15 protein-coding genes and 2 pseudogenes are annotated in these 23,384 nt (G+C 39.9%); 15 read left to right on the top strand and 2 right to left on the bottom strand.

Translation table 11 applies throughout. The features are described from left to right. Positions 1-73: 73 nt before the first annotated feature. The 3 genes from NPUN_RS16910 (at position 74) to NPUN_RS16900 (ending at position 8,602) form a co-directional block, all read left to right on the top strand. Complete coding sequence (locus NPUN_RS16910; protein WP_012409745.1) at positions 74-1,978, top strand: tetratricopeptide repeat protein; 1,905 nt, start codon at positions 74-76, stop codon at positions 1,976-1,978. Between the two features lie 19 nt (positions 1,979-1,997). Then, entirely contained in the window at positions 1,998-5,525 is a 3,528-nt protein-coding gene (locus NPUN_RS16905) for a hypothetical protein (RefSeq protein WP_012409744.1), read from the top strand. Positions 5,526-5,665: 140 nt separating this feature from the next. After that, the gene (locus tag NPUN_RS16900; RefSeq protein ID WP_012409743.1) at positions 5,666-8,602 is read left to right on the top strand and encodes a CHAT domain-containing protein; all 2,937 of its coding nucleotides are present in this window, start codon (positions 5,666-5,668) and stop codon (positions 8,600-8,602) included. A gap of 184 nt (positions 8,603-8,786) precedes the next feature. Here NPUN_RS16900 and NPUN_RS42775 read toward each other — a convergent pair whose 3' ends face one another. Both NPUN_RS42775 and NPUN_RS42770 read right to left on the bottom strand, forming a co-directional pair. After that, a complete protein-coding gene (locus tag NPUN_RS42775) occupies positions 8,787-9,296 on the bottom strand; it encodes a transposase (protein ID WP_148220330.1) in 510 nt (169 codons plus the stop codon). A gap of 51 nt (positions 9,297-9,347) precedes the next feature. Next, the gene (locus NPUN_RS42770; RefSeq protein ID WP_202947509.1) at positions 9,348-9,929 is read right to left on the bottom strand and encodes a transposase; all 582 of its coding nucleotides are present in this window, start codon (positions 9,927-9,929) and stop codon (positions 9,348-9,350) included. Positions 9,930-10,062: 133 nt separating this feature from the next. Between NPUN_RS42770 and NPUN_RS16885 the strand changes: the two genes are divergently transcribed. The 12 genes and pseudogenes from NPUN_RS16885 to NPUN_RS40845 all read left to right on the top strand — a co-directional run bounded on the left by NPUN_RS16885 (position 10,063) and on the right by NPUN_RS40845 (position 23,381). Then, positions 10,063-12,669: a hypothetical protein gene (locus tag NPUN_RS16885; protein WP_419788441.1), complete on the top strand. Its 2,607-nt coding sequence runs from the start codon at positions 10,063-10,065 to the stop codon at positions 12,667-12,669. A gap of 38 nt (positions 12,670-12,707) precedes the next feature. Continuing rightward, positions 12,708-13,439: a hypothetical protein gene (locus NPUN_RS16880; RefSeq protein ID WP_012409742.1), complete on the top strand. Its 732-nt coding sequence runs from the start codon at positions 12,708-12,710 to the stop codon at positions 13,437-13,439. 69 nt (positions 13,440-13,508) lie between these two features. Then, entirely contained in the window at positions 13,509-14,162 is a 654-nt protein-coding gene (locus NPUN_RS16875) for a hypothetical protein (RefSeq protein WP_012409741.1), read from the top strand. Continuing rightward, a complete protein-coding gene (locus tag NPUN_RS16870; RefSeq protein WP_012409740.1) occupies positions 14,162-16,006 on the top strand; it encodes a type I restriction-modification system subunit M in 1,845 nt (614 codons plus the stop codon). Before NPUN_RS16875 ends, NPUN_RS16870 begins: the two co-directional genes overlap by 1 nt. Further along, entirely contained in the window at positions 16,006-16,788 is a 783-nt protein-coding gene (locus tag NPUN_RS37735) for a restriction endonuclease subunit S (protein ID WP_012409739.1), read from the top strand. Before NPUN_RS16870 ends, NPUN_RS37735 begins: the two co-directional genes overlap by 1 nt. Then, entirely contained in the window at positions 16,781-17,308 is a 528-nt protein-coding gene (locus tag NPUN_RS16860; protein ID WP_041565471.1) for a TrbI/VirB10 family protein, read from the top strand. The genes NPUN_RS37735 and NPUN_RS16860 overlap by 8 nt, the downstream gene beginning before the upstream one ends. Before the next feature lie 32 nt (positions 17,309-17,340). Further along, positions 17,341-18,138, top strand: a pseudogene (locus NPUN_RS16855) (hypothetical protein). Between the two features lie 16 nt (positions 18,139-18,154). Then, positions 18,155-19,567, top strand: a complete 1,413-nt coding sequence (locus tag NPUN_RS16850) for a hypothetical protein (RefSeq protein ID WP_012409737.1) — start codon at positions 18,155-18,157, stop codon at positions 19,565-19,567. A 138-nt stretch (positions 19,568-19,705) separates the two neighbouring features. Further along, positions 19,706-21,472 (top strand): type IV secretory system conjugative DNA transfer family protein, encoded by a 1,767-nt coding sequence (locus NPUN_RS16845; RefSeq protein ID WP_012409736.1) that lies wholly within the window; start codon positions 19,706-19,708, stop codon positions 21,470-21,472. 86 nt (positions 21,473-21,558) lie between these two features. Further along, positions 21,559-21,930, top strand: coding sequence for a hypothetical protein (locus NPUN_RS16840; protein ID WP_041565470.1), 372 nt, complete (start codon positions 21,559-21,561; stop codon positions 21,928-21,930). Positions 21,931-21,987: 57 nt separating this feature from the next. Further along, positions 21,988-23,150: pseudogene (locus tag NPUN_RS16835) on the top strand (IS4 family transposase); the annotation flags it as partial. After that, positions 23,136-23,381, top strand: coding sequence for a transposase (locus NPUN_RS40845; protein WP_148220331.1), 246 nt, complete (start codon positions 23,136-23,138; stop codon positions 23,379-23,381). The pseudogene NPUN_RS16835 and the gene NPUN_RS40845, both read left to right, overlap by 15 nt. The last annotated feature ends 3 nt before the right edge of the window (positions 23,382-23,384 follow it).

Genomic DNA, 23,384 nt, shown 5'->3' with positions numbered 1-23,384 from the left:
CGATTGGGAAAAAATTATTATTTCAAATTTAGATTTTTGATAGCAAACACATAATCATCTACCAGAGTTTTTTATGATGATAGCACTTTTATGTCGTCCTCAAGAGCGAGTATTCCCTGTTATCTCAGCAAATCTTTATAACCTGAGTTCCGAGGAAACAGAATTAACTGCTGACCAACAAGCTGGGAAAAATCTGTTACAGCTTGCCAACCAAGATTTCGCTACTTGGCAGAAATTTACTGAATTGGGGTTAGATTTAAAAGGTCAATTAGGGCATTTATTACTTCAGCATAAACTAGCAATAGAAGCAGAAATTGCTGCCAAGTGGCAAAGGGCTGATTTTTTCTGGAATCAGATGCAAATTGAATTAAAGGCTTTACTAAATAAGCCAGATTTATGGCAGACAATTACGTTAATTGTAGCCAATAAGCCTGGTGTTCAGATAATGAACGATCCTGTAAAACTGCGTCAGCACTTAATGAATGAATTATTTATTAACACTCACTGCGCTTTCTACAACGGATTGATATTAAAGTCTAGAAAACTGTCTTGGAAAGAGCGTGCATTTGTTCATATCGACTATATTCAGCAGCTATTGAAATTATCTCCTGTATCTGCTCAAGAAGTAAAAAATTTATTAGGAGAAGCTTGGCAGACACGAATTACTGTGTATAAAGAAGCTAAAAAATGGCACAAAGCGATTAATTGCTGTGAGCAACGGCTGAAATGGTTACCGAATAATATTGAGTTTCAAGGTGAACTAGTAGAGATTTACTACTTAAAAACTTTGTCAAAGTGTTGGGATGCAGAAACCAAAGACCAGTATGCCCAAAACGCCAAGAATTTGCAACCTGGAATTAGGGAGTTAAGGAAATTTTTAAAAAAGTATCCTTATAACTTAACAATTTTTCAACTTTTGGCTAGTTTATATCACTTGCATTCAGTGAGTTTGGTACGTAGCCATCAATTGTTTAATGCTTTCATCTCTGTCCAAAAAGCAATTACCTATAATCCCAATCTGGCAAAAGCTTACAAAGCACGTAATGAACTGCTGGACTTGAAAAACAGATTGCAAGACGAGATGGAATCTGGTGTACCATCCGCTTGGGATGGATATCCCCTGCTTATAGGAGCCAACAAAGGTTTTGCATGGATGAATGCATACATTGATTCAGATGAAGCCAAGGAAACAACAAGGGTGTTTTATATTGCAGAAGCAATTCAACTTTGGTACAGCATTGGGCTATCAGAACCTCGTGAAGGTTGGATGGAGTCCCCTAATAGCAAAACAAAGCCAATCAAATCTACCAGCAAATCGACCAAAATCGCAGTCCAGTTATGGGAGGCACTTAACAGTGTATTACAACATCCACCTCAGACAAAAGCAGATGTACCAAGTGTTTGGAAAGTAGTAGTTGATAGTAGTCCAGACTTGGCAGAACTAGATTTTGCACCTATCTGCGGCTATCTAGAAAATAGTTTGTTTGAAGATGAAACCAGAGGGGAAGGGTTTGTCACCAGACATCGCGTCTTGGTAACACCCCCTACAGGACACTCAGAATCATCTCCTATCCTCACACCTGCATCTATAAAACCTCGACTCAGCACAGAACCTTTGTTACCGTGGCTTTTCAGTGCTCAAGACAAGCGCATCAAGCTACAAGCGATGGTTGCAAGTGTATTGATAGTTGTGACTGGTTATATCGTCATGCGAGAACAGACGACGCTTGCAGTACGACAAAAGGCTTATGACATGATTCTGATGGCGAAGCAAGTTCAGAATGATGAAGCAGTGCTAAAAGCATCTAAAGAATTTTTTAATAACGCACCTATCCTTGGCAAAGATGAACGGATGTCACGAGTGCTGGAACTCTATGAAGAATCCTTGGTGCGATATGTTGCTGGACAACCAGGGGAGCAACTCAAAAAAGATAATGAGGACTATTTAGAACTCTATCGCCAATTACAAAAACCATAAACGCAAGGAGGAATCAGTCATGAGAAAAATCATTGATTTGTTGAGTATCACTGTTCTTGTTGCATCTCCTGTAGCTTTGGGGATGGTGTACGCCCAAACCAGCGCTTCCCAAGCTGTAGTACAACCGATAGAAGTCATAACCGACAAAAACTTTCCCCTGAATCGACCTCAGACGGTCAATTTTGAGCCGAATGAGGGCTTTTATAAGTTGACGAAACGCCAAAAAGATGATCAATTAAGAGATTGGTTACTAATGACTGCTCTTTCAGGCAAAGGGCTTTCCACCGAAAAAATAAGTCAGGGTGTCTACGACCTCCCAGCAGTGCGCTATGACTTTATAAGTCCTGTTGCCAATTTTGAGTATGGTAGCACTCGCTCTCGCTATGTCGGTGATGGGAAAATAGTTGCCCTAGTGCCTAACACTGCTTCCAAAGAACAGCGTATGGATGACCTTGCCCATATTGCTGATCGTCACCGCAAAGATCAAGGAGAAAAGCCTAAAATCATTGAGGTATTTGAGTACGAAATTGCTCCTGACAAGCAGTCATCTGTTATTTCTAGAAAAGAGCCGATAAACGGCGAACAAATCTTTAGTAGTGCTTACGGATACTTTGAAACCACCATCAACAGCCAGAATGACCTGCAAAGTTTCCTTAATCAGGTTGATGATATTACCTTTGCTCAAGTTAATGGTTCCAGTTTGAATGTGGGCGGTCGTAAGATTTATAAAGATAAAGATAAGCGTAAACATCAAGGTCTGCGCGTAGAAGATATTGCAGCACTTTGGCAGTCAGATTTTAATAATATCAATGGTAGTCTCTTTTCTCTAGATTGGGAATTTGACTATCCTCGTATTGCACAAGCTTTAGAGAAGGCAAAACCTTTACTCCAAAAACTCAAACTAGATGGTAAACTCATAATTAGTGACCAAGATATTCAAGAAGCAAAGCAGGGTTTATTACGTCAAGACAAAAAATCTTATTTCAATTTAATTGCTAAATTGGAAAATTTTTTGAGTTCAGAAGAACTTGTAAATCAAGCATTTAGCAAAGAAAAACTTGCAGCAGAAATTGAAAAGGAATTAAATATATATAAAGATAAAAAGTATAAAGCAAGTCAACAGAGCATTAAGCAGTCAAAAGAACAATCTCAAAAAGAAATACAGCAAGCACTTGAATCTGGCTTATCTCCTGAAGAAATACATGCAAAAATTATTGCCATAGACCACGAGCAAAAAAAGTTGGAGAGCGAATGGGAAAAGTATCTTGAACAAGAAATACCTTGGAAAAAGAAGGAAATAATTTCTAGCAAGAAGAAAGAAATTTATGATTTGTTAAACGCACAACAAAAAAATGGTTTCCAGATAGCTCGATATAATGGTAATTTGCAAGATAAAAAAGAGGGTTTACAAGGAACGGAAGTCGGAATGACCCTGTTCTATACCGACTTATTGATGAAAATCTGGGAATTCAACTTTCAAAAAGCTACTCTAGAAACTGACATTGAAGGCTTTAACCCAGAGACCAGAATCGCTGTTTCACCAATTTATAAATCAGAACTTAAACAATCAAACTATGTTCGGCTTTGGCTTGAACCAGACGACAAGGGATTTCAAGTAGCAAATGAAAATAGGGATATTATTTTTGCTCCTAATGCCACACAGATCAAAGCTGCTTCTTCTGACCGCCCTCAATCAAACAAGGAAACAAATGCGCCTCCAGATACCGCTGCCTTTCTGAACTGGTGGAACAACCACTATAAAGAAGTTGCTCGCTATGAGCCACAATATGAACGGCTTAATCAAATTATGAAGTGGAGTTTAGTAATTAATTGGCTCAATCAGCACCAACAAAACGAACTCTCCCTTCAGTATGAACAAAGCAATCCTTTGAGCTTTTTACAAGCAGTAAAAGTTAAACGAGACAACTGGTTCCCAGATTGGGTTGGAACTCAAGGGGAACGCTTGAAATTTAAAAAATGGGACGCAATTACATTTCTCTCTGAGGGCTACAACTATAAGGGTAGAAAAACAGAGAAATTGAAATTTTTAGAGTCAGAAAACATTGATAAGAAGTACGGGAAGCCCTATCCATCTCTTTATGGAGGGGTTTCTCTGGCTGGCGGAAAAAACTTTGAAGGTCGTATCTCTTTACCTAAAGATAGTAAAATAGGCAATCTCGGCAGGTCTAACATTGACTACAAGTCTGTAAAATTCCAAAGAGGTAAACTCGAATTTAAAACTTTAGATGGTACTAAATACAGAGTAAGACCTCTAAGTAAAACTGTTAGCGAAACTATAGTAGAACCTAAACCGGAAGCAAAACTACGCAGTCCAAATGTTGAACTAACAAATCAGCCATTTAGCAGCAAAGTAACGCAGATACCCGATGGACTAAAGCTAGAAAATGCCATCGGCGATACTGAATTTGGTAATCTGAACATCTCCAAGACGGCAAATGGTTTTAAGGTAGGTTTTGAAAGTCGAGATATAGATGCTGGATATTCCCTAGCTTCGCGCCTTAGCGTAGGAACTTCACGCCTTAATCCAAAAAAAGTGAGTGTTCTCAATGCTCTGAGGGAAATGGATGATGTTGTGTTTGTTAGGTATTCTCCGTCCCAACCTAATGATTATTTTGTTCAACTTTCTAAGTCCAATAATAAATGGCTAAAATTTAGTGAACAGCCTTTAGCAGATGGTAGTGGAGGTGGTGCAAAACCACCTTCAAAACGGATAATGTCAGTAGCTGAACCAGAGGATGGTGCCCGTAATTTTAATTTTGAATCTTTAAATGAAGCGCAGGTTTCACAACAAACACAGGGTTTTCAACAACTTTCTGGTAAAGGAGCAAATTATAAAAGTTCGTATAATTACCGCAAAGAAGCCCAGAAGCTCGCCGCAGAGCCAGTTAAGTATGTTATAAGCCAGAAGCTAGACTTACAATTCCGAATCAAAAAAATTGATGGAGAACTGAAAGCTGGGGATTACACTAGAGCTGCCAAATCAATTAACGAATCAATCAAATTGCATGGTTCAGAACCGAACCTGATATTGCGTAAAGCAGCGGTGAATGTGTATGAAGGTAGACTAAAAGTAGAAAGAATTACTCCTGAAGGAGCGAAACTGTTTAAGCAAAATTTCTTTGATGAAATTAATAATCGCAACTTCAAAGTCATAGAGAACAACACAGAATTTATTTATGTGCAAGATTCTCCTGGTTTAAACAATTTACAATTTAAACAGTCGATTGAACAAAGTGTTCCTTTTGGTTCAGGAGCCAGATTCTATAAACTCAAACCCGGAGAAATAGGCAGAGTTAAAATCCGTCATAGTGGGTTGGGAGATGTGAGCGTATCTAGTAATCCTTCCACTAAAACTACAGCTTCTAACATTGGAGATTCCTTAAGATTCCAATTTCAAAATTATCCCCAACGCTTTGTTACTAACAATGGATGCCAGGAAAAAGATGAATCAGATAAAAATCAGAATACAAACAAATGTCCTCTAGAAAAACCTGTTTATGTTGTGACCACATCAGAAAAAAATTGAGTAACTGTTTAATTTGGTGAATATTTTGATTTTCCATTCACCTCTTGTGTAACCAAATTCTTATAGAAACGTTATATGTTAGTGTCTCTACAGAATGTTAGATTTTTCATCCAAAATCTCAAATCTAAGGGGGTGTTAGTTTGCCATACGATACCTTTGTTGAACTCAACACTGCTTTTGAATTAGCCGAAACAAAATGGCTTCAAGGCAATTTACTAGGGGCTTACGATGATTTATGCAAAATTTTTACTCATCGCCTTTTATATTCCCGGTTGGTTGATGCAGATTTGAAAGTTATCCAGTCCTTGGCAGACTTAGCTGGTTTATTGGGTGAATTCCAAGCGGCTGATGACTTGCTTTGTGGAGCTGTTGATTTATATAAGGAGTCAAAGAATGAATGTTTAGCTGATTATACTTGTCTAAGACGTATTCAACTATGCATAGATAGAGGAACTTTAGATCAAGCACAAGACTTACTGCAAGAAATGGCTCCACGCATTGGGGACATTAATAATATTCAATTTGTGTTACCAGGATTATTACGGTGGGAGGCGGGTTGTTTTTGGCATGATACCGACTCAGAAGACCGGACTGTTTTATTTGCTGAATTATACCTAGCGATGGGGCGATTGCTAGCTGCTTTGGGACAATACGGAGAGGCTCTTGTTGCTTTGCAACGGGGTTTATTTCATGCTGAGGGAGAGAAAGTATCTTCTTTAGCACAGCAAACTATACTACCACTAAAGTTGGCGATCGCCTCTGTCCTCCAGGAAAAGGGACATTTTGAGGATGCACAGACTTATCTCTCCGATTTAGAAAGCCAACTCAATCAACCCCAGCATCCAGAACATTTTATCCATTGGTTGGAACTATCTGGTAAACTCAATCTGCTTTTGGGAAATTTAGGTACTAGTTTAAAACAATTCCGACAAGTTCAAGAAAGATGCTGTCAACTTCGTTCACAACGCGCGGTGTTGCGTTCAAACCTCAGTCTTGCCCATATCTTAATTTTTCTCAACCAAACCAGTGCTGCTCAGAGTTATTTAATGGACACCCAAAGCGATGCCTCTACTATTGATGATGCAGCTTTAGCAGCAAGGGCAGACTTATTATTGCAACTATGCTATGCCCGTAGTCGTTCCCTTGTGGTTAATAGTCCTGTGGAACTCTCAGTATTTGGAATGAATAAAAAAATAAATAATAAACAAGCTGTAGCAGAAGTAGAAGCAAGACTAGACTTATCAACTCAATCTTCCAATTATTTAACTTGGTTTGAAGACCGCGCATTAGCCTTTCAATGGCAGTTGAGCAACCTCAATCTGAAAACTGCGGGCGATTTACTCCAGCACATAAAAAAGGTATTCAATTGTACTGATTCGGTCCTGATCAAAATACAAATACGGGTATTGGAAGGAACTTTTGCTTACTATGAAGGCACAGAGAACAGTGACTTGACCAAAATTTATCAAGCACATCAGATTTTGGAGGAAATTCATCCTCAATTACAGAACATAGGTTTAAGACCAGAACTTTGGCAGGTACAGAGGATATTAGTTTGGTGTCGCACTAGATTAAATTATCCACTCCCGGAAATAGAAGCTTTAACAGCATCAACAAATTATTTACTAGAACAAATTACCTCATCCCTTGCGCCAGAAGACCAGGTATTTTATCTGTTGAATAAATGGACAGCAGATGAGGAATACATTGCTGCACAAATTAATCAGTTGCAACGTTTGCAACTAAAAGTTAGTACGGGAGCTTTTTGGCTCTTTCTTTGGCAACGCTTGCAGCTAATACAACAACTGAATGCTTTAGTGGAACATATCGACAGATACAAGGATGTATTAGCCAAACGTACAATTAAAGGCGACAGAATAAAAGTTCCATTTTTACCTCCTGCATCATTGTGGCTACGGCTGTTGACTCACCCAAAAGACAGAATTACTCTTTCATTTTTGATTCTGCCAGATCGTGTTTTAGTTGTGAAAACAGGGCGATTTTTATTTGATTTTCATGTTATTCTTACTACTCGTTTGGAAGTGCGTAATCAGGTACAACACTGGTACAAACTTATCAAGAATATTAACAATGGTCGAGATATCTATGACCAACCAATCAACAGTATTGATAGCAACCGTGATATTAATTATCATCGAGATATGAATGTGAATTGGCAGGGCGAATATGAAGAAGAGATGGCAGAGGTAGCAAATGTGGGGCAGGAAGTAGCTAAAACTCTTGCAGAAATGCTAGCATTTCCCAAGCTGCTAGAAGGTTTACCCAAAGACATTCGGGCATTGACAATTGTACCTGATGATATTTTGCATGGCTTTCCGTTTGCCGCCATACGCTACAAAGAAAAGTATTTAATTGAGCATTATGCCATTTCTATAGCTTACGAGTCCAAAGGTAGGCGATCGCCTTCTAATTCAATTATTTCCAAACAAAAAGCGTTAGTAGTAGGCGTGTCTAACGGTAACAAGCAATTTTCATTCCTAAAAGGAGTTAAACCAGAACTAAAACAGGTAGAAGACTGGCTAGATCGCAATCATATTCATCGCTTTTCTTTTGTAAATAGTTCTAAAAGTACTGTTGTTGAAAATTTATCTCAAGTAACCTTACTTCATATTGCTTGTCATGGCACTTTTGAGTTAAATCAACCAGACCAGTCAGGACTGGTATTTATCTCTGATTATAAAGAACAAGAGATTCTCAGCCTCAGAGAATTATCAGAAATGAACTTAACGAATTTGCGCCATGCAACCCTCTCTTCCTGTTGGTCAGCAGATCACTTTATCCTCCCTGGTCGCTGGATTATCAGCTTACCAGAAACACTCTGGCGGTCTGGAACTCAAAGCATTCTTGGTTGTCTTTGGAAGGTAGACGATAAAATCGCAGTATCTTTTATGACCCGTTTTTACAACTATTTAGATAAATTCCCACGAGATGAAGCTTTGCATCGGACTCAGTTAGATTGCCTAAATAACTGTCTGCCTAACTGCAATGTAAATACTGATAGCCTTTTCTTATGGGCAGGATTTAATCTTTATGGCGACTACACAGCTTTAAATTGACGAAGATTAATACCATTTTTTACCAATTTTATGGTAAGTAAACTTACTTAAAAGCCTACCCCATCTTAGTTTCAGCTTTAACCTACAATTTCTACGGTTTGGCACGGTACGCCTATTTCGTCATAACCCCTAATACGATTAATCAGGAGTACAAAGGTTGATTGTTCAAGGGGCGACAATGGAGCTAAAGTGCTTTCTGTATAAGCTTCATAGCCCTTAAACCCCTGAGATAAAAGCTCTGCTTATTGCGAATGGAAGCGACCAGTTCCTCAACCCATGCTTGACATTCATTCCAAGCGACTATCCAATTTTGACCATATAAACCTATCCAAAAATTACTATGTCGTTTAGAAGTTCGACTTTTTTCTTGAGTGCGACAAATATAAGATTCTTGTTTTTGCAATTTAGTTCTTTGTCCGTGTAACCAAGCACTTGTCATGGCTAAAGCAATTAAGAAAATTAAACGCACAAGTCTATCAGGATTAGCTTTAGAACCTTCGAGATTATAACCACCTGTTTTACAATCACGGAACATAGCTTCAATGCCGAAACGCGCTCCGTAGATTTGAGCAGCAGTTTCTAAATCAGGCAGATTAGTTAATAAATACCAAGGTTCTGGTTCCTGTTTATTGCGATATTTTCTTTTCCAATATACTGCTAAATTAAATCTGCCAAACCCTCGTTTTTGAGTCAAATTGATACCCAAATAAAACTGGCGGATTCCTGGATAAATATCAATGCTGCTTCAAGGCTGAAATTTTTGTCTTTTCTCTCGGAAGGTTGTGTCCTTTTTTTGACGGAATACAAAGCTGAGATTCTTCCTGTGTAACCACTCCGCTAATTCTATACTATGAAACTCTCTATCGCCAATAATCACTATTTTGTAATTTTTTAACAAGCGAATCACTGGGCGTAAAACTTTTTGTTGCTCTTGGAAGTTACTGCAACCATCTTTTTCTAACAAGTACCAATATATTGGCCATGCTCTTTTTTGGTAAATTACACTTACCATTAGCACATTATTTTCTTTCCATTGTGTTCTATCTAGTGCAATAATTACTTGTGAGCCAGCTTTGATTTGCTTACCAAGTATCTCTTCAATTATGGGAAACCACAGTAACACTACACTCAAAGCATTCAGCGTTAGGAATCTTTGTAAGTGTCGCCTCCGACTATTTTGCTGTATGGGTAAAGGTAGTGTTGCAGCCAGCCTTTCTAATCTGACTTGTTTTTGATTTTGTAACAACCACACCAACATCTTCAAAGTTATTAACTGTGATTGACTCAGGTATTTCTCTAAAAACTTTTGATAGAATGAGGGCAACATTATGATGACGGTCTTGTTCAATTTACGAGACCGTTCTTTTTTACCATAAAATAGATCTCTAGAAGCGGGTCTGTGACACCTGCATATTTCATTCTCAATAAGCACTCCAGAATAGCCCATTTTTTCAAAGGGTCTGTGCCTTCTAAACCTTTATCTGGCTCGGTTTAGCAACCATTGTCGCCCCTTGAAGCAATTAACTTTATTAGTGCGATCGGAACGTCTGCGGGCAAGAGAACTCACCGAAGCAGGAACTCGTAAAAATAAGTTCTTACGTTTCTGGTGTACCTATAGTGTCCTGGCTTCTGAGGATAGCCGCTCAAATGATGCAATTGAAAAAACTATCAAACAATTGCAAAATGCCTGGTTTCAATTTACTGGACAAATTCACGGTGTTCGGCAAGAGAGAATCGAAACAATTTTACGGGATAGTTTTACCTCTGGGTTTCAACGGTGGGAACAACTTTTTACTAACTCAATGGGGCTTTCAGTACGAGCAGTCACAAGTGAGGAAGTATGGTCAATTCTTTGGAGTCAATTTAACCGTAGCGATGCACCCAAAGTTCCCAATCCCCTCATATTAGATGAAGAGGGGCTTCGAGAAGTTCAAACCAGCGATTTCCATATTCGCCACCTGATGCTGGAGAATGAGAAATCTGTCCCGTTTCTCGATCGCAGCTGGGTAAGACTACAAGACAAGTATATCGGCGTTCTTCAGTTTAGCGAAAAGCCCCAAGGCTGGGTAGACGAATACGCCCAGCTTCGATACCTCTGGGAGGTAATATCCAAAGAAAAAATCTCTGACACCGAGATTATCTGCCAGCTATCTAAAGCTAACCAGGGACTCGCCAAAACTGCCCTTCAACGGATTACCAAACAGTCAATTACCTCCAGCGCCATGTCTTCCGAGAAAGGGTCAATTGATGTAAAAGCCAATATGAACATCGAGGAGGCAGTTAAGGCACAAGAAACCATCCTCAGAGGCAGTTTGCCCATCCATACTGCCGTTGTTTTTTGTGTTCATCGTAACAGTCGCCAAAAACTCGATGAAGCTTGCCAATACCTTTCTAGCTGCTTCTTACGCCCTGCTGTAGTTGATAGAGAAATAGAGTATGCTTGGAAGACATGGTTACAATGTGTACCTATTGTCTGGGAAAACTTACTTACAAGACCCTTTAACCGTCGCCTCCCTTATTTCTCATCAGAAGTTCCCGGACTCATGCCGATAGTTAGAACGGCTACGGGAGATAAATTTGGGTTCGAGCTGATTGCTGAAGAGGGAGGAACCCCAGTACATCTCGACTTGTACAAACAGCACAAAAATCTCGCTATTTTTGGTACTACCCGTGCTGGTAAATCTGTCTTAGTAGCAGGTCTATTAACACCTGCCTTGGCTCAAGGCATTCCTGTAATTGCACTTGATTATCCTAAACCCGATGGTACTAGCACGTTTACTGACTATACCAAATTTATGGGAGAAGAAGGGGCGTATTTCGATATTAGTAAAGAGTCGAACAACCTATTTGAATTACCTGATTTAAGGGGGTATGAGCCGGAAGTTATTAAGGAAAGGATGACCGATTTCAAGGAATTCTTGAAATCAACACTAATGATAATGGTATTAGGGACGAACCCTGTAGGGGTAAGCCCAACAATGATATCAAATATCGAGAGTATCATTACAATTACAATTGAAACTTTTTACAACGATGAAGATATCAAACTTCGGTATAAGCTAGCATTAGAAAATGGATTAGGAACACAGGAATGGGCAGATATTCCAACACTTAAAGATTTTTACAATTATTGTTCGCCTGGGTTTATCAAACTCGATTCCATCACCAATAATAGTAAAGAAATTCTTAATGCTCTTGACCAAATCAGATTGCGATTAAAGTTTTGGCTAAATTCACGAGTTGGGCAATCAATCGCTAATCCATCTAGCTTTAGAACTGATGCGCGACTACTGGTATTCGCACTGCGATCGCTTGGGAGCGAAGCTGATGCCGCAGTTCTTGCCCTTAGCGCCTATTCCGCAGCATTACGTAGAGCTTTATCATCTAAAGTATCAATATTTTTCTTAGACGAAGCGCCGATTTTATTCAATTTTGACAGCATAGCCGAGCTAATTGGTAGACTCTGCGCCAACGGTGCAAAAGCAGGTATACGTGTAATTTTATCTGCCCAAGAACCAGAAAGTATTTTCCAAAGTAAGTCTGCTTTCAAGATATTTGCTAACATCACAACCCGCCTTATCGGTCGGATTCAAACATCGGCAGTTGACCCATTTGTTAACAGGTTTAAATATCCTTATGAAATTATCTCGCGTAATAGTACCGAAGCATTCTTCCCAAAACGTGAAAGTATTTACTCGCAGTGGTTACTTGACGATAATGGCAAACTTACTTTCTGTAGGTATTACCCTGCTTATTGCTTGCTTGCAGCCGTAGCAAATAACCCGAACGAGCAAGAATTACGCACTCTCTTCCTCAATAAATATGCCGATAATCCAATGCTGGGTATGGTGAGATTTTCTGAGGCATACATACAAATGCTTCGGGGAGATGAGTTAAGCGAAGAAGCACAACAATTACTGGATAACAATAACAATAACAATAACAATAACAATAACAATAACAATAACAATAAGCAATTCAAGCCAGCAAAAATTATAGAAGAAAAACTAACAGATAACCTGGGTTTGGAAAAGGAAGAATCAATAAATCATAAACAAGTGGCTTAAATTTAATTGCCACATTGGTTATTTTATCCGCCAAAAGTATGAAACAAAAGTTCAAGTTTACTAAGAAAGGGGTAATAATCGGGTCAATAATTGGTCTGGTTACTTTACTCGGTACAGCACCCAGTTATGCCTTTTCAATTGACGATTTCTTCAAGGTTTTAGGCAAATTCAATAACTATTTTGAGGAAACCAAAAACGAACTCACCGCAGCAGCTAATAATTGGGGTGGGATGAAAAGCGAAGCTAAAACTGCTATTCAGACTGGCAGTATGGATATGCCAGACCCAGTAAATTCAGCCGAAAAGCTCAAAGAGCAACTCAAGAGCAAGGGTAACTGGAATGAAAGTAACACTGTCGAGGGTGCAGTATCAGCAGCTAACGAACTGGAGAGAGAAACCACCCGCGCCACAGTCGAAAGCGTCTTAGGGGAAGTCGGTCAGGAACGTACCAAAAATGAAATAGAAGCAACTGAACAAACTGTAGCTGAGGCCAAAGAACTCGCGGAATCTGCACAAGCAATGGATGCTTCACAAAACATCCTCAAGGTCATTGCTGCCCAAAACTCGCAAATTGTCTCAATGTTGGGGCAATCCCGCACCGACGGACTGCAAGCACGGCACGATGTCCAGCAAACTAACCTGATGCTAAGTCAACTTGCCGAACAGGGGGCAAGCGATCGCCGTCGTCAAAACCTGATGATGGACGGTATCAGCGCCCAGTACATCGAAATCAGCGGGTTTAGTAGTCTCAAAACTACTGCTGGGCAATAATTCACCCTAATTAGTTGGTCATCTCTGCAATTGAGATGACCAAACCTTCACGCCTGTTAACCAAGTACTATGTTAGAACACCTCATAATTGCAACTGACCCATTTTTTGGACAAGACATTTTAGAAAATGCCGCAGCCGGAGCGCAACTAGTAGCTGAAGGTTTCAATGAACTTTGGCAAGAAACCCTCAACGGTAGCTTGTATGGCTCAATGTGCAAAGTTGGTCAGTTTTTTGCGATCGCCACACTCACCCTTTTTATGGTTGAGTTAGGCAAAAACTGGATAAATCAAGAGGATATGAAAGCTCTCTCCAGTTGGATATGGCCCATCCTGGTTATCGGGCTACTAGCTAACAATGGCACTTTACTCAGAAGTGGAACACTCGCTATACGAGGATACATTAATACTGTCAATAGTGACATTCTTGAATTTACCGCTGCCGGAGCCAACCTAGAAGTAGCATTCAACCGCGCAGTCGGCAATATTGCCCTCCAGCAGCAAGTAGGGGCAGCAATGGAAAGATGCCGCTCAATCCCTGGTAACACGCAAGATTCAATCACCTGCTTGCAACAAGCAGAAGCAGAACTCAAAACCTCTGCGCCCGATCTATTCAAAGGAGAAGCCTGCCAGGAACGCAATATTTACACAATTTGTGTAAATAAAAAAATGTATTTTACACAATTCGTGTTATATTCAAGTTTAGCAATTTTAGGTGGTAGCTAATGGCTAAACTAGGCGAATTTTTTCTCATACCTCCAAGTAACTGGAAATTCTCTAGTCGTGGAGACGTTGCATCGGCTAGAAAGAGAGCCGAAGAGTGGCACGCTAAAAACGGAACTTATGAAGGGGCTGAAGAAGTTATAGAAGAGTTTGTTCGCCAATGGGCTTTATATCAACTGATAGTTGAATATGGTTATCCAGAAAGTTGGATTGGGGAACGGCTGACAATAGAAGAACCTGTAAAAATGGGTTCTTCCGAAAAACAAGCGGACATTGCAATCAAAAACTCAAATCGCCGACCATTTCTGTATGTTGAAACAAAAAAGAAAAATGTCTTATCACAGGAGTTTCAAGAAGCCGAAAGACAATTAGAAACGTACTTGGCATCTACTCATACAGCAACTATTGGGTTGGTAACAGACGGTAAAGAAGTTCGCTGTATCAGAAAGAAAATTGATCCTAATGACTTTGAATACATAGCTGATATTCCTGCTTTTGGTGGCGGCTCTTCAATTAAAGTTAAACTCATTAGAGAGATACCAAAATCAGATCCTTCAAGAAAAACTGGGCTTCAGCCTATTACAGAGAAATATAGTAAGCTTCTTGTTGAATGTCATAATATCGTGCGTGATGTTGATGGTCTACATGATGATGAAGCTTTAGATGAACTTGCAAAAATAATCTATGTAAAAATATTTGATGAACGCTCTACTGTGGAAAAAGAGGAGGGCGCAGAATTTAATTTTCAAACTTATGGAGCTAGTAATCCTTCAGAAGCAGCTTCGATTATTCGGGAACTATATCAAAATGCTAGAAATAAGGAAATTGAGATATACAACCAAAGAATACCAGGCTACGAAAGATCCAGAGGTGTATTCAAAACACCTATCAAGTTAAGTGATGTTGCACTCTTTAAAATAGTAGAAAAGCTTCAAGAATTTTCATTCATTGATAGTAAAGCTGATATTAAAGGTTCTGCATTTCAATCTGTTTTAGGTTCAGCTATACGTGCAGGTATGGGTCAGTATTTTACGCCACCTCCTATTGTTGATCTAGCTGTAGGCATTATGAAACCTACTGCTTCAGATATGATACTTGATCCGTTTTGCGGTTCGGGTCATTTTTTGAGTCGTTGTTTGGATTATGTTGTTCAGCATCAAGGAGCTACTCTTGATTCCTATACCTTACATCAGTTTAAGTTTTTTCATCTTCATGGCATAGAAAAATCCGAAAGAATGGTTAGAATTGCCATGACAGATATGATGCTACACGATGATGGACACACTAATATTAGGAATTTAGATGCTTTACTTAGTTTTGAGAATTACCCAGATATCGTTGCATTAAATGACTCAGAAGATGATACTCCAGAAGTTTTTTCAATGATTCTTACTAATCCACCTTTTGGCTCGATAATGAGACAAGAGGTAATGGAAATGGTGGGGAGATTCCAATTAGGACACAAGAAAAAATCTTTGCCATTAGAAATTCTAGGGTTAGAAAGATGTTTTCAGTTTTTGAAGCCTGGAGGAAAACTTTCTATCGTTCTTCCAGATGGGCTTTTAAAGAATAAGAGTTCTATATTTGTTCGTGATTGGGTTGAGAATGTTGCAAAGATAAAAGCTGTAATCAGCTTGCCTGAAGAGGCATTCAACCCATACGGAGCAATGGTTAAAACCTCATTATGCGTATTTCAAAAATATAAGAATGGTGAGAAGAGGGATAAAGAATCGAAAGTGTTTCTTTGTGAATTAGAAAATATAGGATTTGATGCTACTGGTCGAGCTAAATCTGGTAGCGAAATAAGCTTGGCAATACAAGAATTTCATAATCAGGTGGGTTGGTAATGAAGTATCGACTAGAAAGTTTACTTGCTCTTCACTCAGAGGGGCGTTGGGATATTGACTATCACTTACCACCAGAAGGAATCAAGCAGCTCCATCCAGATAGCTTAAAGCCAATCTCTTACGCTGCTAATATAGTCCAGACAAAAAGAGATCCAACCAAGAAACCAGATGAAGAGTTTATCTATATTGATATTTCGAGCGTAGATGTAAGCACTGGAGTTATTGTTTCACCTCAAGAACTTTTAGGAAGTGAAGCTCCTTCTAGAGCCAGAAAAGTAGTAAACGCTTACGATTTAATTATTTCTACGTGCCGACCAACTAGAGGAGCGATTGCAGTTATACCCGAAATTTATCATAACCAAATATGCTCAACTGGTTTTAGTGTAATACGCCCTAAAAAAGAGGTTAACCCATTTTATCTTCACTTTGCGATTCGTTTAGCTAGTACGCTGGAGCAGTTTAGGAAATTTTCGACTGGATCTAGTTATCCTGCCATACTAGACAGTGATGTCAATAAAACACTAATTCCGTTGCCTGATAAAGAAACACAGGATTTAATAGCAAGTCATGTTTTAAAGGGACTGAATCAGAGGCAAGAGGCAATAGAAAAAGCTAACAAGCTTTACCAAGAAAACGTTGAAGTGGTCATTAAATCATTGTCATCAGGAAAATATGACAAACTGAAAAACGACTTTGACAGCCATGTATACAAATTAGAAGATATAGTTTTGCGTTTGAGTCAACTAAACGGAAAGGAAGGTACAGAAGTTATCGGTGGATGATCGAGGTTATCTGCCACCACACAACTTTACCATTGAGCAGGGATCGCAGGTAACTATCGCCATGATTTCGGTTGATAGCACATCAGGCGTGCGTGCCGAAGTCACGGCTATTCTCAAAGACGGAACTGAATACCCCATATCACCCGGAACGATATCAGTCCTGGGAGAAGCAGGTTCCCCCCTAGCCGCCAGACCCTACGACAACAAGGGATCTGAAATTGCCAAGTATGATGCCACCTTGGGGACAATAGCTGGTCTTGCCAAGGTAGGGGAAATTATCAACCAGCCGGATGAAGAAGTCACAGAAGATTTGCCTTTAGGTGGGACAAGAACCCGCAGCCGCAATAACAACCGCAACCTGGGAGCTGCCTTTATTGAAGGTGCCTTTGGCAAACTTGGCGAAACAGTCAGCAAGCGGACAGAACGTGCCACCGACGAAATCAACCGCCGTCCCAATGTCTGGTATGTGCCTAAAGACACCAAAATCACAATCAAAGTCGATAGGTCAATCAAACTGTGAAATTCAGATATATAGCCGACTTTAGTTTAATGATGCCCTGCGCGATCGCCTTTGGCGGGTGCCTCACCATTGCCTCCGTGCTTGCACCAAGCCAACTTGTATTGGCAAATACTATCCGTCAAGTTGCAGCGTCCCAGGTGTCAGGGGAAAATGCCCAATTGCAGACAGTTAAGGTCTGGCCTGGACATGGGGTATCAATATCGTTCTACAACACCAGAGAAATCATCAAGAAAATCTGGCTAGATGACCCATCTAGGTTTGTTTTTGATGTAGACGGATGTCTTGAAGGCTTGGGTAAGTGTTCTAGCAACAGTACGGGTGCTGGACTAATTCACATTCGCCGCATCGAGACAGTCAAAATCCCCGGTTTACCACAAGCTTCTTACGGGGCGCACATGACGGTGATTACCGAATCTGGGTCAACAAGGAAAAGCTATCACTTTCGGATTCTAGCGGGCAGTGGCACACCAGAGTACAGCCAAATTGAAATTATTGGCGATACTCCCAGCAAACCTGAAGAAGTAAAACCAAAGGTCAGTTACACGGCATTATCTGATAGCAGACATATCGCTAAAGGAATGCAAGTTGCCCTTAAAAATCAGTGGGTTACTACAGATAGCAAGCTTTGGAAGCGTCTGAACCAACTTGTTGAGTTGCGATCGTAAGGAGAGGAACTTGTTGTCGCCGCCAGCAGCACCGGAGTATCAATGCAGTTGGTTGAAAAACTCATGCTGCTGGGTGGAAAGCGCTTCTTAGAAATACCACCACAGCGCAATAACCCTCTAATAACACCAACTACAGATAAAACAAACTTTCTCTTGAATCAATAATTTTTAAATAACAGTGATGTATAACGAAAATCTGACCTCTAACAACCAAATTTTAGATACCACAACCGAGGTAACTGCGATTGTACCAGTGAGAGCTGCAAGTCAAGAAACCACTCACAACAAAACCAACCGAGCGCTTGAGTATCGGATGGAAAAATTTAATAACTTACGCTACCTGATGGTTGCAGGACTTATTGCAGGACTTGCCCTACACGGGTTAATCCGGTTTGGAGGTAGCTACAATATCGGCAGTCTCCTATTCGGTGAGAAAGCAGTAGCTCAAACAGTTCCATCGAAGTATTCAAATTTGAACACTTCGATAGATAAAACAAAACAAACCAAACAGCCACAGCCCGTTGCAACTAAATACGTCAACGGCGCACCTACTCCTGACTGGAGTAGTATCACGTTCAAAAATATGAAATTTGGCGGTGCTGGCAGCGCCGAATTTCCTAATATCAAAAACCCTGGGATGAAGGAGACACGCACCTGGAGCGCAGGACAAAGCCTTTCCGAAGTCATGGAATTAGGTGATTTTGAAGCAACTGAGTTCAATATTGAAGATTTCACGCTTGAAGATATCGCCAACATCACGGGCGTTCAACTCAAAAATCTCAAACTGTCAGATTTTGAGACACTAGAGTGGCAAACACTCGAAGACCTCACCGAAGCAATTCCCAAGCTTGAAGATTCAGAAGTTGGAGCCATCCCACCAATTAAAGAACTAGTGACCAAAGTAACAGGCAGCACCGCAAGCTACCAAACTGTTGGTGAAGTGCTAGACAATTATCCCGAACTGGGAGAAGTGGAACTCGGTAAGTACGTCAAACTCGATAAGTATAAACTAACCAGCATCCCCGGTATTGAGGATGCACAGCTAAAGGACTTTACTAACTGGCAAAACACAACAATTAGTAAGGTTCCGGGATTGGCTGATGTTCCATTTGACCAGTTCCCCAGTGTACCAATTCCCGATGTTAGCTTTATCGGCAAAGTAGACTTACCCCTCGGTTCGCTTGAAAGCGGACGCTGGAAGTCAATAAGCGGTAGCTATCAAGCTGAGTTTAATGTTCCGTGCGAGAAAAAGTGCGGTCACATCGAAGTTTCGGGTAGCGATACCGTTACTGGCGCACAGTGGATGTCCGGCAAAGACCAAAACGTTAAAGGCGGATTCGGCATCTTGGGCAGCCTCAACGGTGGGAAAGAACCCACAGGCCGTCATCCCTTTGGGAAATCATTTAAACAAGTCATCTGGGATATTAACGAAGCTGACGGCAGTATCACCACCGCGATGTTCTTCCGTATTTGCAAGCGAGGATGGGTTGACTTGGGCTGCTCGCCCTACTTCATTGGCCCTGTTCCCTTCTTCACCTACCGCGAAATAGACCCAATTATTCTTGGTACACCTCTCACAGTCCCTAAAAAGTAAAAAGGCAATCATAGAAGAATTTATCCTCTTTAACTTTTGACTTGGAGAGGACACACCACACAAATAACGGAGAAATATGCAGCTTCACTTCATCGCATATTTCTTCGATTTCCTCATGCCAAATTAACACAGATTAATATGAATAATTATCTGTTTTTAACTGCTAAAACTAAGACTGTTAGAGAAGTAAAAGCTACTCATAAAAATAGCAATACTGACTTTAGTAAATATACAGATAAGCTCATGTCACCTCAAGGTTTGGCACTTGCGGGTGGAATTGGCTTATTGTTGCTTTTACAGCTTTTTAGTAATGGTAAAAAAGGCAAGCTTGCTACTAGCTATTGGGGTGGAGCAAAGGAAACCGCCCAAGCTAAGAAAAAAGCCTTGAAGCAAATCTTAGCTCCTAAGTGTGATAGTGCTAGTCTGTATATCGGGATACACAAATACAAGGGTCAAAAATCACCCAAGGGGAGTGGGGGAGTTCCAGTTTATGTACCTGATGTCCAACGCGGAACTGCTGTAATTGGCGCACCTGGTAGCGGTAAATCATTCTCGGCTATCAACCCGATGATTTACTCAGCAATTGACCAAGGTTTTGGTATCGTACTATATGACTTCAAGTATGCAAGTCTTGCCAAAATCGCCAGTTATGCCAAATCAAAGGGGTATGACGTACATATCTTTGCACCGGGATTTCCCGAATCGGAGGTATGTAATCCCATCGATTTCTTGCGCGATTCCTCTGATGCTGAAACCGCACGGCAGTTAGCTACGGTTATTAACAAGAACTTCCGCCTGTTAGGTAATGCGTCTGAGGATGCATTCTTTGGCCCTGCGGGCGATCAGCTGACGCAGGCTATCTTAATGTTAACCAAGGAGTTTGGCGACCGCGCTGATATTATGACAGCTGCGGCAATACTTTCCAGCGAGAAGATGGTCGAACGCTTGATGGCAGCAGCATTAAACCCCTGGATTAAGATAGCTTTTGGTCAATTATTTAGTTCGGCTGGCTCCGAAAAAACCGTGGCGGGTATCGCTGGTAGCGCTTCATTGATGTTCACCCGGTTCATGGCAAGGGGTACATTGGGATGCTTTGTCGGTAAAACAACCCTTCCCCTGGAGGTAAAACGCAAACAGATGATTATCTTCGGGTTAGACCGCGAACGCCGCGATGCTGTCAGCCCCCTGATGACCAGCATTCTCCACATGGTAGTTTCCCGCAGTATCGCCAAAAAAGGCAAGGAAGATGGCCCATTAGTAGTATGTCTTGACGAGTTGCCAAGTATCTTCCTTCCAGATTTATTTAAATGGCTTAACGAATCTCGTTCCGAAGGATTCTGCGGTATCCTGGGTTGGCAAAATATGGGTCAGCTTGAAAAGATTTATGGTAAAGAAATCTCTAAAGCCATCCTCGGTGCGTGCGGCACAAAATTTGTTTTTAATCCTGGTGAAGAAGAATCTGCTAGATTATTTTCTGCATATTTAGGTGAAGAGGAAATTAAATATAAACAAAAATCTCGCTCAACTGGAGGGGGTAAAGCCAGCACATCTATCAGCGAACAAGAACGGACTCGGAAGCTACTTGAGCCTGCCCAATTCCTAAAATTACCACCTGGTAAATGTCTATTTATTAACCCAGCTTATAGTAATAAAAATGAGGGTTCAGTACCAATCTTAAAAAATATCAAAATCCCGAAATATATTATCGAACTCGAACAAGAAAACGATACTAAGTGGGATAAAGTCATTAAGGAGCTTGCTAGGAAAAGTACCCAGAAAAAGCCCACACAGGAAGATTTAGATTTGCGAGTCAAGGAAGTAGATCGGAAGTTTCCTATCCCACAAGCACCCGTACAAGCAGGCAATGCACCGTTACCTGTTGATGCATACAAGAGCTTTTTCTAAAAACTTTAAGTTTGATAGTCAACTGGTTTTTGTAAAGCATAATCAGACTGTTAGAGTTGATAGATTATTTTCACCACAATTAATATATGTTTGACTCCAGACACACTCAAATTAATGAATCATATTTAAATACAGCCGATACTGCAATTAAAACAAGTCGGGAATTAAGTAAAACCCTCATCAATGCACTTACTAAGATAACTAAAGTAATTCTCGAAAAACTCAAAGAAGCTCAAGAAGCAAGTAAAATCGCAATTGAAGTTGGTAAAGACATTTACAATCTTGTACCTGATGAATCTGCCCCTGGTGCGTATAAATGGGAAAAGGTAGATTTAACCAGCCAAAGTATAAAAAGCAATCAAGAAACTAATATTGTGTTCATGCCCGATCTATTAATAGAAGGTCAATATCTGAAGGGGGGACAAGCACCCGAAAGCCTTTGTGCTGTATTAAGTTGAGCGAATTATGGTAAAAAAAGATAGGTCAGTATTGTCAATAAGACCTATCTGTTGAAAATGTTACCTGAATTATACCAGAAGCATCTACAAAGTTTACTTTCACAGTCCGAATTAATATTTCTGACGCTGGTGATTAACGTAGTACAAAATATCAAAGATGTGAAACTAGAGAAAATATCAGAGTCGCGACCATTATTCATTCAATGCCAGTCGAGACGGAAGAAGTTACAAAGGTTTCTATCATTACCAATATTGAATATAGAAGAATTATGGTTTCCCATAATTGAACGATGGTTAGCTCAAACTTTCCTCGGAAATCACCGAATCTATTTAGCAATTGATAGGACGAATTGGAAAAGAAAAAATCTACTAATGATTAGTGTAATTTTTCAAAAAAGAGCTATACCGATATACTTTAAGCTTTTAGCAAAATTAGGTAGTAGTAACTTATCAGAACAAACTAAGGCATTATCAAAGATAATTCCCTTATTTAAAAACTATAAAACGGTAGTGTTAGGAGATAGAGAGTTTTGTTCAGTGAGCTTGGCGGAATGGCTTGATGAACAAGGGTTTGAGTTTTGTTTGAGACTCAAGAAAAATGAGAATATTGAGTTGAAAGCTCATTTATGGTGCGAAATAAAAGATTTAGGTTTAAAACCAGGAACATCTTTTTTTGTATCAGATGCAACGCTAACAAAAACTAAACAAGTGAAGGGATTTAATGTGGCTTGCAAATGGAAAAAGAATTACCGTCAAAACAAAGCCAAAGAAGGATGGTTTATTTTAACTAACATGAATAGTAAAATAACGGCGATTCCGGCATATCAAAAGCGCTTTGATATAGAAGAGATGTTTAGAGATTTTAAAAGTGGCGGTTACAATTTAGAGAAGACAAATGTGGAAGGTAAGCGGTTTATTGCTTTAGTTTTAATCATCTCATTAGTTTACACTATTGCTACATTACAAGGTCAGAATATTAAGAGTAAAGGAATTGCAAAATATGTGGCACGTCCCAAAGAATATGGACGTTCTCACAGAAGGCATAGTAACTTTTATATCGGTCTTTATGCACAGAACTGGGTTAATTTCATTGGTGATTGTTGGAGTTTAGTTCAAGATTTAATGCGATTAAGTCGTCATAAACTAGAGAATTATTTACAAGGGATGAGAGCTATGAAGCTTATACAGTCAGCTTTATAGGCTTCATGTCGCCCCTTCAGGTATATTGGTGCTTGTTAGAAAAAGATGGTTGCAGTAACTTCCAAGAGCAACAAAAAGTTTTACGCCCAGTGATTCGCTTGTTAAAAAATTACAAAATAGTGATTATTGGCGATAGAGAGTTTCATAGTATAGAATTAGCGGAGTGGTTACACAGGAAGAATCTCAGCTTTGTATTCCGTCAAAAAAAGGACACAACCTTCCGAGAGAAAAGACAAAAATTTCAGCCTTGAAGC

Origin of the sequence: Nostoc punctiforme PCC 73102, from assembly GCF_000020025.1 — a bacterium.
Classification (GTDB): Bacteria; Cyanobacteriota; Cyanobacteriia; order Cyanobacteriales; family Nostocaceae; genus Nostoc; species Nostoc punctiforme.
The sequence above is the reverse complement of the archived record's forward strand: the minus strand, read 5'-3'. Positions and strand labels throughout refer to the sequence as shown.